The 16,780-nt window shown below is 43.0% G+C and carries 9 protein-coding genes; 6 read left to right on the forward strand and 3 right to left on the reverse strand.

Translation table 11 applies throughout. The features are described 5' to 3' along the window. Nucleotides 1-239: 239 nt before the first annotated feature. The gene (locus AC805_RS22030; protein ID WP_055077398.1) at nucleotides 240-2,057 is read left to right on the forward strand and encodes a pentapeptide repeat-containing protein; all 1,818 of its coding nucleotides are present in this window, start codon (nucleotides 240-242) and stop codon (nucleotides 2,055-2,057) included. 236 nt (nucleotides 2,058-2,293) lie between these two features. Here the strand turns inward: AC805_RS22030 and AC805_RS22035 are convergent, their stop codons facing one another. Then, entirely contained in the window at nucleotides 2,294-2,902 is a 609-nt protein-coding gene (locus AC805_RS22035; protein WP_055077399.1) for a flavodoxin family protein, read from the reverse strand. A 123-nt stretch (nucleotides 2,903-3,025) separates the two neighbouring features. On the opposite strand from AC805_RS22035, the gene AC805_RS22040 reads away from it, so the two are divergent. After that, nucleotides 3,026-3,466, forward strand: coding sequence for a helix-turn-helix domain-containing protein (locus AC805_RS22040; protein WP_072143717.1), 441 nt, complete (start codon nucleotides 3,026-3,028; stop codon nucleotides 3,464-3,466). 86 nt (nucleotides 3,467-3,552) lie between these two features. Here AC805_RS22040 and AC805_RS22045 read toward each other — a convergent pair whose 3' ends face one another. Beyond that, nucleotides 3,553-5,376 (reverse strand): ABC transporter ATP-binding protein, encoded by a 1,824-nt coding sequence (locus AC805_RS22045; RefSeq protein WP_055077400.1) that lies wholly within the window; start codon nucleotides 5,374-5,376, stop codon nucleotides 3,553-3,555. A gap of 363 nt (nucleotides 5,377-5,739) precedes the next feature. Here AC805_RS22045 and AC805_RS22050 point away from each other — a divergent pair, with 363 nt between their 5' ends. Beyond that, a complete protein-coding gene (locus AC805_RS22050; protein WP_231664146.1) occupies nucleotides 5,740-6,762 on the forward strand; it encodes a S1C family serine protease in 1,023 nt (340 codons plus the stop codon). Between the two features lie 92 nt (nucleotides 6,763-6,854). On the opposite strand, the gene AC805_RS22055 is transcribed toward AC805_RS22050, so the two are convergent. Then, the gene (locus AC805_RS22055; protein WP_156341534.1) at nucleotides 6,855-7,364 is read right to left on the reverse strand and encodes a hypothetical protein; all 510 of its coding nucleotides are present in this window, start codon (nucleotides 7,362-7,364) and stop codon (nucleotides 6,855-6,857) included. 582 nt (nucleotides 7,365-7,946) lie between these two features. On the opposite strand from AC805_RS22055, the gene AC805_RS22060 reads away from it, so the two are divergent. The 3 genes from AC805_RS22060 to AC805_RS22070 all read left to right on the forward strand — a co-directional run bounded on the left by AC805_RS22060 (nucleotide 7,947) and on the right by AC805_RS22070 (nucleotide 16,715). After that, nucleotides 7,947-9,857, forward strand: coding sequence for an iron uptake porin (locus AC805_RS22060; protein WP_055077403.1), 1,911 nt, complete (start codon nucleotides 7,947-7,949; stop codon nucleotides 9,855-9,857). 86 nt (nucleotides 9,858-9,943) lie between these two features. Continuing rightward, nucleotides 9,944-11,356, forward strand: a complete 1,413-nt coding sequence (locus tag AC805_RS22065; protein WP_055077404.1) for a cytochrome P450 — start codon at nucleotides 9,944-9,946, stop codon at nucleotides 11,354-11,356. 13 nt (nucleotides 11,357-11,369) lie between these two features. Then, the gene (locus tag AC805_RS22070) at nucleotides 11,370-16,715 is read left to right on the forward strand and encodes an ATP-binding sensor histidine kinase (RefSeq protein WP_055077405.1); all 5,346 of its coding nucleotides are present in this window, start codon (nucleotides 11,370-11,372) and stop codon (nucleotides 16,713-16,715) included. The last annotated feature ends 65 nt before the right edge of the window (nucleotides 16,716-16,780 follow it).

The raw sequence follows: 16,780 nt of genomic DNA on the forward strand, positions 1-16,780 counted from the left end.
TGAAGTGAGCCAACACTTCAGTGAATTAAAAAACAAACCCAGTAAGGTTTTGAGATTCCCAAAATGGCAACGCCATTTTGGGAATTGGTATGCAGTCCTAAATCATTTGTAGATTTTTGGGTTTGTGGAAGTGCCCCCAAAAAGGGGCGTTTCCACAAACAATTTAGGATTGCAATAGCAATTTAAAAGAATTTAGTTATCATTTAATAATTAGCTAAGGTAGTTTCAAGAGAAATTAGATGATTGCAGAAGATCTGAGAGCAGGCGGAGATTATAGCAACCAAGACTTGTCGAATCTAGATCTAAGTTATAGAAATTTAGAAGGTGTAAATCTGGACGGTGCAACTTTAGAAAATACAAATCTACGGCGTGCAAATCTTACTGGTGCTAGTCTAATTGGAGCTAAATTACTTAATGTTCGCCTTGGAGGAACCAGACTTTATGGTGCGAATTTATCCCATGCCCAATTGTCAGGGAATTGGATGAAAAGTGCCAATTTAGAAAATGCTGATTGTCACAATGCTGACTTTAGTAAGGTTACTTTGACAGGAGCGAATCTTCGCAGAGCGAATTTCTGTCATGCCATTTTAAATGAAGCTCAATTGAATCGTGCCGATTTGCAAGAGGCAGATCTACGAAATGCCAAGATGAAGAATGTCAACTTGCGCAATGCAGTTTTAATTAAGGGCAATTTAAGTGGAGCAAATTTAACCAAGGCGAATCTCAATGCCGCCGATCTCAGTGAAGCCAATCTTCAGAGCGCTATTTTCCAGTTTGCATCCCTGAATGGAGCGAAATTAGTCAATGCCAACCTTGATAGCGCCAATTTAAAATTCGCAGAACTATATGCTGCTAATTTAGGCTTTGCCAGCCTCAGAGGAGCGACCCTAGCTTCAGCAAAGCTAATTCGAGTACAGTTAAGATGCTCGGACTTAAGTGAAGCAAATCTCAATAACATTAATTTAAGTGGAGCAGATTTAAATCGGTGTAATCTCAAAAAGGTTAATTTGAGCAATGCCCACCTTGATAGCGCTGACTTTCATAGCTCTGATTTAAGCGATACAAATCTATGTAATTCCGATTTATGCCGTGCAAATTTGATCTATGTCAATCTCTATAAGGCGGATTTGAGTAATGCAAGAATTATTGGGGCAAATCTTAGCTTTGCCAACCTCACACAGACAAAGTTAATTGGCACAAACCTCACAGGTTCAAAATTAATTTTGGCTAATCTCCAAGAGGCAAGTTTACCTAATGCCCAGTTAATTCGGGTAAGTATGGGTGATGCGAATCTGCGAAACTGCAATCTATCCCATGCCGATCTCAGCCGAGTGTATTTGAGTAATGCCGATATGAGCTATGTAAATTTGACCAATGCCGAGCTGCATGGAGCAAACCTCTTACGGGTGGACTTAAACAACGCCAATTTAAACCATGCAGGTATGAGTCGGACTTTTTTAACCAGCGTTAATTTCACTGAAGCCAATTTGAGTTATGTCGACCTGAGATCTTCGGAACTCACTGAAGTTAATTGGGATAGAGCGGTTCTAAGCTCTGCCTTACTTGGAGGCAGTATCGGGCTATCTCCAGAAGAAGAGAAAAATTTAATCGCCATTGGTGCAACTCGCGTCGCCAGTTCCGTATATCAAGACAAAGAGGAAGAAAATCGTCGCAAATTAGAAGGATTTAGGGCAAATTTTGAAGAGCGAATTTTAGATGTCATGGATGTAATTCGTCAGCTCCAAGCTAATATTTTATTGTTAGAAGAAAGTGTGGAAGAATTAATTAATGTGGATAAGTTGGATGATTCTCAAAGTTTACTTGCATTCATCAAGCTTGCTAGAGATATCCATGCCGAATTTACCCAAAAAGTAGAAAATCACAAGTTAGAAGTAATTGAGAATCTCGATAGCGGCAAAATGTATGACTGGATAGAAGCTGATTTTAAGCAGGAGTACGATGATACCCATCAGGCTATTATGGACGCAGATCGATTTGCGCGAGTAGTTCAGGCTATATGGAAAGGCATATCACGTTTTATTCCGTTAGCTACTTAGGTAAGTAGCTAGGCATAAGTAAACTTAAAAACCAGAGAGCATATCGCCCGCTGCGCGGGCGATATGCTCTCTGGTTTTGGTTTTTAAGTATTTATGCCAAGCTACTTACCTAAGTAGCTTGCGACTACTCCCTTACCAGTCAAGAAATAGCGTTTCGGGTCGAAGCTAGGACGTAAAACCCAGAATAGTGTTGCCGCGCTCCGCGTGGCAACACTATTCTGGCGACAGCTATATTCTCAAGCGGCGATCGCTACTTGGGCAAGATGCCAGCGCTTGGTTGCTTCAGCAATACGTTGTCCAAAATATTCTGCGGTTAAGCGATCTCCAGAATCGAGAATAGCTTCTCCGCCAGTCATACTCATGATAGTTTGTCCCATAATGCCAAGGAAAGACCCCAATCGATTCACACCATCAGTTTTGCCGAGGTATTGACTGGGCAAATCCCCCGCACCTACCCACACCATACCCTGTTGCGCCGCATAAATGGATAAATATATTAGAGTTCCTTGCTTATCGCCACTGAGAGAACCCGAATGGGTGAATCCAGCAGCAATTTTATCTTTCCATTTTTGAGAGAACCAAGCGGAACTACCAGCATCTAGAAAGGCTTTGAATTGCGCGGCTACACCGCCCATATAGGTTGGCGAGCCAAAAACGATCGCATCGGCACGATCGAGCTTTTCCATAATTTCATCATCTTGCCAACGTCCATTAGTAATTTGCTCTCCTTTAATCCGCAGCAGTTCGACATGATTACCAGTTTTGCGAACTCCCTCAGCGATCGCCTCAGCAGTTAAGTGGGTATGTCCCGAACCAGAAAAATAAACAATGGCGATTGATGGCATGGAACCCTCCTTGAGTTACCTATTCGAGCTACAATTAGACACTAGTAGATACTAAAAGTAACTACCTACTAAAGTAAAGTAGGTACTAAATTGTAACTAGTAGGAACTTTCTGGTAACTAGCTATGGCACAGCGATCGCGAGAACCCAATCCTTGTCCCGTCAGCATTTTGACAAACCTATTGTCAGGACCTTGGACTCTGTATATTTTGTGGGTGCTATCCAATTTAGGTCCCCAGAGGTTTGGCGCTTTGAAACGGCAAATTGATGGCATTTCCACCAAAATGTTAACTGAACGTCTGCGGATGCTCGAGCAGGAAGAAATTTTATATCGCCACTACGAACCCACAGTTCCTCCTCAAGTAACCTATGGATTAACTGAAAAAGCTAAGGAACTCGTAGTTATTTTGGATCAATTAAACGGGTTGGCTCAACGTTGGTATGGACAAGAACGGCAAACTACTTGTTATCCTCAAGCCCAAAATGGTAGCGTTACGGAGCAGTTCAGCATCGTTAAAAACCAAGACCGAAACGAGCTTACCGCCGATTGGACTTTACACTCTTAACTACCCAAAGATGAGTGGCGGCGCGAAGCGCCGCCACTCATCTTTGAGGTTTTATCTTTGCTCTGCTGTATTAAGGCTACTGATGCTTAGCTGCTTAATAATTCTCCAGTTTCTTGCAATGAATGGAGGCGATGGTAGATCCCTCCTTGGGCTAGAAGCTGATGATGGGAACCAAATTCCACGACTCGACCTTTATCTAAAACAACGATCTTATCGGCATCGCGAACGGTGCTGAGACGATGGGCAATCACGATGGTCGTACGGGTTCCTTGAATCCGCCGCATCGCTAGCTGAATCGATCGCTCCGATTCATAATCCAGACTAGAAGTAGCTTCATCGAATATCAGCACGTCGGGATTGACTAGTAAAGCTCTGGCAATGCCCAGTCTCTGGCGCTGACCGCCCGATAGACGCACGCCACGCTCACCCACAATAGTGTTATAGCCAAGGGGAAACTGATGCAAAAATTCATCCACACTCGCGATCGCACAGGCTTCCTGAACTTGGGCGAAGGTAGCGGTTGGATTGCCATACATGAGGTTATCCATTAGCGTTCCGTTAAAGATATCCACTTCTTGATGCACGATCGCTAAGCGTTTGCGATAGCCCGTAATATCCAGATCCTTAATGTCTCGACCGTCGATGAAAATACCGCCACTGATTGGCTCAAAGTAGCGGAATAATAACTTGACCAAAGTGGATTTACCCGAACCAGAGCGACCAACGAGGGCAACCGTTTCATAGGGGTCAATGATGAATTGAACTTTTTCCAGTACATGGCGATGGCGATCGTAGCCAAAGGTCAGATCGCGAAATTCTACTTTGCCCGAAAATTGATATTGCGGATATTGCATTCCCGATGGCAAAGCGATCGCCGAATCTTGACCATTGGAATGCTTCATAAGCTCGTGAAACCGAATCATCGAGGAGTAGCGACGGGCAAAGACCTCTGCCAACAAGCAAATCGGCTTGATTTCGGAATATGCCATACTTGCCAAGGTTGAGATCGTAATGAAATGACCGATGGACATCTTGCCCCCAAAGGTGGCAAATAATGCGGCTCCAAACACCACATATTGACAGAACTCCAGCATGGTATCGCGCACCATTCCCAGTTTCACATAGCCGATGTGAATCCCCCACAGTGAGACTTTTGCCTCCCTGACAAGGCGATCGCTTTGTCGTTTGTATTCCTTAGATTCATTGGCAAACGCCTTCACAGTTTTGATATTAGTAATGATTTCCGAAGTACGACTTTCCGTATTTTCTTGATAAATATCAAGGGTTTCTTCCGTCTTCACTAATCCCTTCAGCTTTTGCAAACTTCCCCAGAGAATCAAAATGAATGAAACTAAAAAGAAAGCAGAAATCCACCAAGCGATCGCGCAAATAATAGCGAAAATGCCAAGGATTCGGACTAGTTTAGGAATCAATTGCCCCGCAATCTCAGGGTAAGACCACATATGATTGGCTAGTCCCCTTGCGACTCTGCCTGCGATCCGTCCTGCATTATTCTCATCATAAAATTCAACGGGCAGGGTCAAGATTTTGGCGATCGCCCTTTGCGTCTGATCGCGTCGAGTTTCGATGGCTATTTGCCAATGGAAGTTATTGGCAACCCATACCTGTATCGGCGCGCGCACCACCGTCACGACAAAAATTAACCCCAATAGAATTATTAATGCGATGCTTTGACTAACTGGCTGTCTCAATACTGTCGCCACAGCAGCAACGAGATAATACATTTCGCTATCTAGATCGCGCCCTGACAAGACATTCAGGATTTGCCCGACAGTATAGGGAACGGTCAAATCGATAATTTCAAATAAACTGGAACCTGTAATGCTCCAGATTGCGGTTTTTCGATAGCGTTTAAAGTAACGAACGATGTCCCAAAAATTAGCTGTCATGCTCCGTAACCAAAATAAAAAAGATAAGTCCTCAAATGAAGCACTGACCTATTGCTAGCCTAACAGATTTGACAATGCTTGGTACAAAACCCCAAAGATGAGCGGCTGCGTAAAGCGCAGCCACTCATCTTTGGGGTTTTGTACCAAGTAAAGAAATGGCATAGCCATTTCTTTACTTGGTATAAACTTCAGACCTAGAAGAACGTGCCGCCCGCGTAGCGGGCGGCACGTTCTTCTAGATCTGAACTACTTATTTCAGTTGTTGATGCGATCTATGCTTTCTAAAAACCCACGACAAATTGCTTAAACGGTTCTCGGAACTGCCAGATCGTTAAGCTCGTCAAGCTTGACATATCAGGAATTATGCAGGCAGTAGAGAAGCACATGAAATCGAGAGCGATCACCTTAAGCATTCTATCAGCATTATTAATCAGCATTCCCAGCTTCAGCAAAGCCGCCAACGCCGCCCCCAAGGATTTTGAGCCTGAAGAAAAAATTACAATGGAAGTCTATCGTGCCGCAAATCCTGCGGTAGTAACCATCAAAACCTCAACTAGTACAGGTTCGGGCAGCATTGTGACCCCCGATGGCTTAGTAATTACCAATGAACATGTAATTCGTGATGCCAAGAACGGTAATGTCCGTATTATCAATAGCGAAGGTAAAACCTATAGCGGACAGGTAGTAACCACGGATCGCAAAAACGATCTCGCCTTAGTAAAAATTGCCTCTAGCGATCGCTTTCCTTCTCTATCCTTTGCCGATCGCGACAGTATTTTAGTAGGAGAAAAAGTATTTGCGATCGGTAGCCCCTTCGGTCTATCGGGAACGCTGACAACGGGCATTCTCAGCCGTATCGCTGCCGATGGCGATCTCCAAACCGACGCTAGACTAAATCCTGGCAATTCAGGTGGTCCCTTGCTTAATTCACGGGGAGAAATCATCGGAGTCAACAAAGCAATTCTCAGCCCCGACGGTCGTTCCAATACAGGTATTGGCTTTGCGATTAGCGCCCCGATTGCCAAGGAATTCATGACGCGCAATGCCGCAATAGCTCAACAAAGCAAGATCGCCAGTCTTCCCAGTTCATCAAGCCCAACTCCAGCAATTACTCTACCCACATCACCCACATCTCCCACCAAAACAGGCGATCGCAAACAGTTAGGAGTAATTCTCAATCCTAACAGTCTCACTGTTTATGCAGTTAATCCTAACTCTCTTGCCAGTCGCATGGGATTACAACGTGGCGATCGCCTGATTGGACTAAATGGCGCACCCCTTAGCGATGCGAAGCAAATCGTGGATTATCTTGCCCAAAATCCATCTTCCGCACTTTTGAGCGTAGCCAGAAATACAGGAATTACCAATTATCAAATCAAATTTTAAATTGAAGTGAGCCAACACTTCAGTGAATTAAAAAACAAACCCAGTAAAGTTTTGAGATTCCCAAAATGGCGTTGTCATTTTGGGAATTGGTATTACTCAGACTTTCCACAATATTGCCAAAGCATTTGTTGCAACTCTAGCCCTCGATTGCCAGTAGCCGTCAAAGTTGGTACTGCCGCTTGCACAGCTCCATAGTCCCCCTGTGACTGATCGCGTTTGACCCTCACTAACTGCCCCTCCATCTCTTTCGCAAACTGTAAATATTTTTCTTGTAAAGATTTAAGCTGACTGTCAGCTAGTTGCAGATTTATTAAATCCTGTTTGAGATCGCTGGTATAACGTAAGGCTACGCTCAAATCTGTCGTTCCCATTGCACCCGAAGCTTTATCCGTAATTCCCGTAAAGAGTTTACATTCTGAAGCTTTATCGCCCTTATCCAGAGATTTTTGAGAATTTTCTATAGAAAGATCGATAGGGAAATGATTTTTAGGGCTATTGTCCGCAAAACCCCGATCAGCAATCAGTCCCCATCCCATCGCGAGAATAGATATAGAGATCAAAGAGATCGAATTTTGAGTAAGATTTTTTTGAATTTGAAGCATATTTTTAAGACTATTTTTTAAGCCCATATAGCAATCCTATATAGCAATCCTAAATAAATTGAGAGAGGATTCGACTTCGCTCAGCCAAACTATCCCGCTAGGTGAGTGAAGTTGCATCTCTATTTCCCTCATAAATGTTTAGGGCTACTAAGTCGCTGGGCATACTTAAAACCCAACCCCAAAGTCTGTAGCGCACGCGCAGCGTGCGCTACAGACTTTGGGGTTTTATATTTAATTGCATCTAACTAATTATAGACATAGTAAATCATTTATGGGGGATCCTTCTTAAACTTATTTTATACGTTTTGAATTCACAAATAATACTCAACCAAGAATAATTTGTGACCACAATAGTCAGCTTAACTTCTATTACAAAATAAAACCTCTAATGCCTACTAAACAAGAATTACAACAATTTTTAACACTCAAGCCCTTTTAAAATAAATCTAAAATACATACAAATTCCATAATCATAAAATTCGATCGATAAAAAGGAAATTATTTACAAGGAGCATGGAAAATATCGGTTTCAACTATACTAAGAAAGCCCGCTAAAAGTCCTTTGTGGTGTGTAAGAATTTAATGAATTTCAAGATTTATTCGGCTTTTTTAGTTGCATCTTCTATCTTGAGTCCCTTGTTAGACATAGGATTTATTGATAATCGAGCCTTGGCATTGGAATCCCGTCAAACCTTACCTGAAAACCAGACGATCGCACCTTCCCTTAAGCATTACGATCCCAATCCATTAAATTCTCAGCTCATCGAACCCAGCGATCGCATTCCCGATTACTTAGCTCCCACCGAACTGAGCTTGACTTCTGCACCGATAAATACCTCGATAAATACCCCGATAAATGCTCAGATAAATACCTCGATTAACTCTGTATCGCAACTTTCAGATATAAAAACTACTGATTGGGCATTTACAGCCCTGCAAAGTTTAGTAGAGCGCTATGGCTGTATCGCAGGCTATCCCGACCAAAACTATCGTGGTAAACAAGCGATCGCCCGCTACGAATTTGCGGCGGGTTTAAATGCCTGTTTAGATAAAATTAATGAGATCCTAAGTGCGGGGCTAGCCGATAAGATCGGTCAAACCGATCTAGCGACACTCAAAAAACTTCAAGCAGAATTTGCCACAGAACTATCAATGCTAAGAGGGAGAGTCGATGCCCTTGAAACTAAAAGCAGCCAGATAGCAGCCCAACAATTTTCCCCAACCACAAAATTAAATGTTCTCAGTTCCTTCAATCTTAGTAGTGCCTTTAGTAGCGGCAATATTCTTGCGGAAGGATTGCCCATAGCTGGTAGTATCCCCGTGGCAAGATTTGCGGCGCGTAACCCCATCACAGGAAGTCCTATAGTGGGAACGATCGCGGGTAACCCCAACACTACCCTCAGTTATTCTAACTATCTACTTCTCACATCTTCGTTTACAGGAAGTGATAGTCTCAACCTAATTTTAGCTATGGGCAATGGGAATCCCCCATCAAGTTTTTATAGCTCGGCTGGATTTTCCAGCACTTTTGGAGTTCCCTATGCCGATTCCAATCCAGTTTTACCTTCAGCCGCAAATACTGTAGGGTTATTTGAGTTTTTCTATAGTTTCCCAATTAATGATAATTTAAGGTTGCAGATTGGACCGCGTATTCTTCCTTTCCGTCAGTTTGATGTCAATCGATTTACATCCGTAATTAATGGCGCTGGTGGATTAAACTCCTATCAGAGTCCCCTTGCTAATAGTGGATTATCGGGAGCAGGAGCCATTCTAAGTTGGCGTATGTCCGAGCAATTGTTACTAAAAGCGGGCTACCTTGCTCGTAACGATGGTTCTTTTGCTTACTTTACCGATAGCGCTAGTAACCCCAATCGCGGTTTATTTGGTGGCTCTAATCAAATCCTCACCGAACTCACCTACTCACCGAGCGATGCAATCAATTTACGATTTCTTTATAGCCGCACTTACAATCAAGCCCCTCCTGCGGCTCCCTTAGGTCAACCTAATTTCCCATTCTTCTTGACCTATTCCGCTCGAGGAGTTGTGGATGATGGATTTGGCGGTAGATTACAGGACAGTACGGGCGATAACTTTGTCTTTAACTTTGACTGGCTTCTCAATAAGTCTTTGGGCTTATTTGGACGCTATTCCTATAGTAGTCTTCGGATTGCGCCCGTCAATTTAGCGATCGCAGGAGGAAATGTGAATTTGCAAGCCTTCCAGTTTGGGTTAGCCTTTCCCGATCTAGCAAAGGAAGGAGCTTTAGGGACAATTTCCCTATCCATTCCTTTTCAGGTGCTTTCGGGACGCAATTTTCTCGTTGCTGGTAATGGCGATGGTGGGACTCAATATGATTTGGAACTAACCTATTCCTATCCCATCCAGAAATTTATCACCCTCACGCCTTCACTATTTGCGACCTTTAATGCCAATAATTTTAGTAGTAACCCCACAATTTGGGGAGCAGTATTGCGCACACAGTTTTTATTCTAAGCAGTTAAGCATAATTAAAACCCCAAACCAGAGAGCGTACCGCCCGCTAAGCGGGCGGTACGCTCTTCTAGGTTTTAAGTTTACCTATGCCTAGCTACTTAGATCCGAAGTTGCCAATTCAAGATGGAGTAAAGATAATGCTTGATAATGCTATTTGGTCGAGGGATATTACGAATAAGCCCCTACCGCCTCTAATTGCAGGACTTCCTTTTTTAGGAAGTAGTTTAGAACTAAGCAGCAATAGTCTCAATTTCTTTGTAAAGAGCTATCGTGATGTAGGCGAAATTTTTCGGATTAGAGCTGCTCATCGGCAATTTACAGTCTTGGCAGGTTCTGAAGCCAATCAGTTTGTCAATCAAACTGGGGCAGACTTCCTCAGTAGTAAAGATTTTTGGCAAGATTTTGCGAAGGAGTTGGGGACTGAAGAATTATTGATTAGCTTAGATGGCGATCGCCATCAACAGATGCGCCGACTTTTACAATCAGGCTACTCGCGCAATGCCATCATTCATGCTTTTCCTGAAACAATTCAAATAATCACCAATCTGACCAACCGAGTAGAATCGGGACAAAGGATCCAAGTTTTGCCCTTCTTGCAACAAATCATTTGCGAACAATTGGGGATGTTACTAGTGGATTATTCGCCTTCGGACTACTGTGCAGATTTAGTTAAATTTTTAAAGACCGCCTTAAATGTAATGGTGACCAAGCAATGGCCGTCATTTTTGTTATACCAACCTTCTTACCGACGGGCAAAACAAAGGGTAATTGAACTAGCAAGACTCGCGATCGCCAAAAATCGCGCTAGCGCAAGTCAACGCGATCGCCCTAACTTAATCGACGATCTGCTTGCTGATTCCCAAAAAGCGCAGCCGATGCTATCGGAAGCGGAATTAATTGCCGCGGCGATTGGTCCCTACCTAGCGGGCATAGATACGGTGGCAAATACCTGCGCCTTCATGCTTTACGCCCTACTCAAGAATCCTGAAGCCATGACAAAAGTAAAACAGGAAATCGATCTCCTCTTTCAGCATGGCATCCCCCAAGCCGAACAGTTACGCGGCATGAGTGCTTTACATGGCGCAGCTATGGAAACCCTGCGGATGTATCCCGTCGCCGCCGCAATTCAAAGAACGGCGATCGCCCCTTTTACTTTTAAAGGCTATCGCGTCGATCGCGGTACAACTTTAATTATTGCGACCACAGTCCCCCATTTCCTACCGCAATTTTTCCCCAATCCTGAGGTCTTCGATATTGATCGCTTTCATCCACCCCGCAGCGAACATAAACAAAATGGAGCCTTTGCCCCCTTTGGGGCAGGCGCACATTTATGTCTGGGCAATAGTTTGGCCGAAGTCCAAATCATGCTGACGATCGCAACCCTATTACATCAGCTAGAATTTTCGTTAGAATCTCCTAATTACCAAATACAAGTTATCAACAATCCGACCCTGTCACCAGGCAATAGGTTTTACTTGCAAGTACAAAGGCGAAAATAGGAGAAAACCAACTGTGATTGAGATTTCTGGCTATCAGATTAATTCATTAATTTATGAAGGTTCCCAATCTGTAGTTTACAGAGGCTACCGTCATGACGATCTGCAACCCGTTATCTTAAAAATACTCAAACTCAATTACCCCACCCCCGAAGAGATCGTTCGCTACAAATTAGAATACGAAATCTGCCATCGCCTAAAAGATATTGAGGGAGTGATTGATGCCTATGGCTTTACCAAATATAAACAGTTTCGGTATATCACCTTTGAGGATTTTGGAGGCGAGTCTCTCCGCATCTTGAATACATCGCGCCCATTTAAATTAACAGAGATTTTAGCGATCGCCGCCCAAGTCGCAGGGATCCTCAGCGAAATTCATGCCGCCAATGTAATTCACAAAGATATCAATCCCACTAATATCGTTTTTAATCCAAGAACCGATCGCGTCAAAATCATTGATTTTGGCATTTCCAATATTTTATCGAGGGAAAGTCCACATCTTTTCAATCTGAGTCTCCTCGAAGGTACGCTCGCCTATATATCCCCTGAGCAAACGGGCAGGATGAATCGCCCGCTTGATTACCGTAGCGATCTGTATTCTTTGGGCGTAACTCTCTATGAATTACTTACCAATCAACTTCCATTTATATCTGAAGATCCCAGCGAGCTCGTCCATTGCCATATTGCCAGGTTAGCGACCCCACCCCACCTATTCAATCCAGAAATCCCCCTAGCGGTTTCGGATCTGGTCGTGAAGCTCTTGGCAAAAAATGCCGAAGAACGCTATCAAAGCGCTCTAGGACTGAAGGAAGATTTAATTCTCTGCAAAAAGATTTTAGAGGATCGCGGCGTAATTAATGAATTCTCATTAGGCGCGCATGATGTATCGGATAAGTTTCATATTTCTCGGAAGCTTTATGGAAGAGAAGAGGATATTTGGTTGCTATTGGCAGCCTTTGAATGCGTAAGTATTGGTCGCTCAGAAGTAATGATTGTTAAGGGAGAAGCTGGTATTGGCAAGTCAGCGCTCGTCTCTGAAATTCATAAACTCATTGCCCAAAAGCGGGGCTATTTCATATCAGGAAAATTCGATCAATTTCAGCGAAATATTCCCTATAGTGCCTTTGTGAGTGCCTTTCGTGAACTCGTCAAGCAGATATTAACGGAAAGCGAGCATCAACTCCAGCAATGTCGCGAAATTCTACTTGCCGCCCTCGGAGAAAATGGGCAAATTATTATCGATATCATTCCCGAAATGGAATTAATAATCGGCAAACAACCATCGGTATTAGAGCTCTCACCCGCTGAAGCCCAAAATCGTTTCAATATGGTTTTTCAGAATTTCGTGCGCATCTTCACCCGTCCCAGCCATCCACTTGTGATTTTTTTGGATGATATTCAATGGGCAGATGCCGCTTCTCTCCAGCTTTTACAATTACTCATTACTTCCGATGATAGTCGATTCCTCTTCTTTATCGGAGCTTATCGTAGTAATGAAGTAGATGCGGTACATCCTTTAAATTTCACTCTCGATCGGATTGCAGCCCATGGGACACCACTAAACGAGATCGAATTATTACCGCTTAGTCGCTCGGATGTCTATAGTTTGGTCGCGGACACGCTGAAATGCGATCGCCTGACCGTTGTCCCTTTAGCGGAACTCGTTCTCCAAAAAACCAACGGGAATCCCTTTTTTATTAATGAATTTTTGAAATCACTCTATGAAGAAGGTTTAATCAATTTCGATTTAGAAAAAGGCTCTTGGCAGTGGGATTTAACGCAAATTCAGGAAGCAGGATTTACGGATAATGTCATCGATCTCATGTTAGGCAAAATCCAGAAATTATCTACCGATTCCCAAAGAACCCTCCAGATCGCCGCCTGTATTGGCAATTATTTTGATTCGCGAACCTTAGCAAGTGCCGCCGATCGCGAACATCAACTAGTTACCCAAGATCTTTTACCCGTATTAACAGAAGGGTTGATCTTACCCCTAACCAATAACTATCAGTTTTTTAGCGTTGATGAAGATCGCGATCTGACCGAAAATTTCGTCGTCGAGTATAAGTTCCTCCACGATCGCGTGCAGCAAGCCGCCTATGCCCTCATTCCTGAATCAGACAAGCAAGTTACCCATCTCAAGATCGGTCGCCAATTACTTAAAAAAGCCAAGGAAGATGAACTAGGCAATAGAAATACGATCGAAGAGAAAATTTTTCAGATTGCGAACCATTTAAATATGGGAATGAGCTTGATTGAGGATAATTTAGAACGACTCGAACTTGCTAAACTAAATTTACTGGCAGGCAAAAAAGCAAAGGATTCCAATGCCTATTCAGATGCCCACAAGTATCTCACAACTGGAAGCGCCTTACTTCCATCTCAGGCTTGGGAAAACCACTATCAACTCACTTTGTCCCTCTACCATAATGCCGCCGAAGCCGCATATTTAAATACCGATTGCGATGAATGCCACCGCCTAGTCGATCTAATCACAGAAAATGCCCAACATATTCTCGATACAGTTGCTTCTTATAAAATCAAGCTCGAAGCCTATACCTCACAACAGAAATTTCATGAGGTATCTACCACTATTACCTATATCCTCATGCGGTTGGGAGAATCCTTTCCTACTTCGCCCAATGAGTTACAGGTAGGGCTCGAAGCATTACTAACAGAATTTAATGCTCGTCGCAAACGGATTGATAACTGGTGGAATTTACCCACCATGACCGACCCATACAAGTTGGCAGTATTAGACATTATTACCACTCTCACCGCCGCCACGATCAATTTAAACCCTCTGCTCATCGGCATGGTAATTCTCCGTGTTGTGAACTTGACTTTACAATATGGAATTGCTCCCAATGGCGTAATTCAAGGAGCCGCCTATGGATTAATTCGTTGGGTAGTGTTTCAGGATATCGAAGGCAGCTATCGCGTCGGTCTCGTAAGCTTGCAACTAATCGAAAAACATCACATTCGCCGTGGCGCGGTATTAACGATCGTCACCTTTGAGTCTTGTCTGAGACATTGGAAAGAGCATTTGCGAGAATCCTTGCCCAGTCTACAAAAGGCAATCCAACTCGGCATTGAACTAGGGGAATATAGCGCCACTGGCTTTTGCGTCTTAGCCTATTGCCTCAATCGTTTTTTCATGGGAGATTCCCTTACTTCAGTAATCCAAGGTTTTCAAGACTATCGAATTTTCTTAGTTCAAAAAATTAAGCAGTCCTATATAGTCGAGCAAATTCAAGCTATACATCAACTATGTCTTAATCTTGCAGGTTTTGGCGAGCATACACCATTTCTCATTGGCGAAGCCTTTAATGAAATAGAACTTCTACCGATCTTTTTAGATAACAAAAATGGTATTCCTATTTACTATACCTATACGGCTAAGGGAATATCCCATTATTTGTTTGAGGACTACAAAACGGCGATCGATGCTTTTCAACAAGCCATCCCCTACGCCCGCTCCGTTGTCAGCGCCTATCCAGTCACCAATCATAATCTGTATCAATCCCTTGCCTGTCTGGGCTTATGTCGGCATTTACCCAAACAGTCACGGCGTAATTATCTCCAACAGGTCTCTCGCAATCAGAAAAAAATGCGCCGATGGGCAAAATACTGTCCGATCAACTTCCAGCATAAATACGATCTAGTGGAAGCTGAGCGCATGGCTGTAGGTGGGCAACAACTCAAAGCCATGGAGTACTACGATCGCGCCATCATCGGAGCCAGAAATAATGAATATATTCAAGAAGAAGCTTTAGCCAACGAACTAGCTGGTAAATTTTATCTGCAAATACATAAAGAAAAAGTTGCCCAAGCCTATTTTCTTGATGCGATTTCCTGCTATCAAAGTTGGGGGGCAACCGCAAAAGTAAAGCACCTAGAAACAAACTATCTGAAGCCAGAATCTAATAGTTTCAGCTCGCTCAAACCCAAAATCGCTTTTCTTAGCGATCTTTCTACTAGAGACGCGAGTTTAACGAGCACGACCAGTAAATTGATGAGGCTCGACTTAGCTTCCGTTGTGAAAACCTTCCAAGTTCTGTCTGATGAGATCGATTTAGAAAATCTCTTAGCCAAACTAATGAAACTTTTGATCGAAAATGCTGGTGCTCAGGTCGGGTATTTGATTTTGGAGAATGATGGGAAGTTTGAAATTGAGGCTTCAGGGAATGCGGAGAACAATCAAATTGAAGTACTCCGATCGCAAACAATGGACAAGATTGTACCTACATCTATCATCAACTATGTCGTGCGTACTCAAGAAAGCATTGTCTTGGGCAATGCCACACAGGAAGGAATGTTTACTAGCGATCGCTACGTTCAAGCCAAACAGCTAAAGTCAGTCCTATGTATTCCGCTCCTAAATCGGGGAGAACTAGCTGGAATCCTTTATATGGAAAATGCACTGGTAGCCGATGTCTTTACCGCCGATCGCCTTGAAGTGCTAACCCTACTATCCAGCCAAGCGGCGATCTCTATCAATAATGCCCGTTTATACACCAATCTCAAACGCTTTAACGAAAATTTAGAACAACTAGTCAGCGATCGCACCCAAGAATTATCCCAAGCTCTGAAAAACCTTCAAGCCACTCAGAACGAACTGGTTGCCTCAGAAAAAATGGCTGCCTTAGGAAAACTAGTTGCAGGGGTAGCCCATGAAATCAATACCCCGATTGGTATTGGTGTGACAGCAGCCTCCCTAGTCGTCGATAAAATCCAAGAGATGACAATAGCTTTTAAGAATGGCACGATGAAACGCTCAGACCTAGAAAAATTTATGGATACCGTTCAACAAAGTAGTGCGATCGTCCTATCAAACTTAAATCGAGCTTCCGAATTAATTCAAAGTTTTAAGCAAGTAGCCGTCGATCAGTCAAGTGAGACAAGACGTTCCTTTAATATTAAAGAATATTTGGAAGAGATTTTACTTAACCTGCAACCAAAGCTCAAACGCACCAATATTAATGTTCGTATTGATTGTGAAGATAATATTATTCTTGATAGCTATCCTGGCATGATTTCCCAAATAGTCACCAATCTAGTTATGAATTCCTTAATTCATGCCTACGATCCCGATGACAAAGGAACTATCCTCTTTACGATTTCTACAGTTGAAGATCGCCTATTATTTGAGTTTAGTGATAATGGCAAAGGTATTGCCAATGAAAACTTAGGTAAAATCTTTGATCCGTTTTATACAACTAAACGGGGGCAAGGTGGAAGCGGTTTAGGGCTTCACATAGTTTTCAATATCATCACCCAAAAACTACAAGGAAATATTACTTGTAAAAGTCAAGTTGGAGTTGGGACAAAGTTTCTGATTCAAATCCCAATCTGTCTATAATTTGGTATAATTTGAAAAGCTTAAATAAGCATTAGTTTTAGAAAAATTCTTCTAGAATAAAATCA

The sequence above is a fragment of the Pseudanabaena sp. 'Roaring Creek' genome, assembly GCF_001402795.1.
Taxonomy (GTDB): Bacteria; Cyanobacteriota; Cyanobacteriia; order Pseudanabaenales; family Pseudanabaenaceae; genus Pseudanabaena.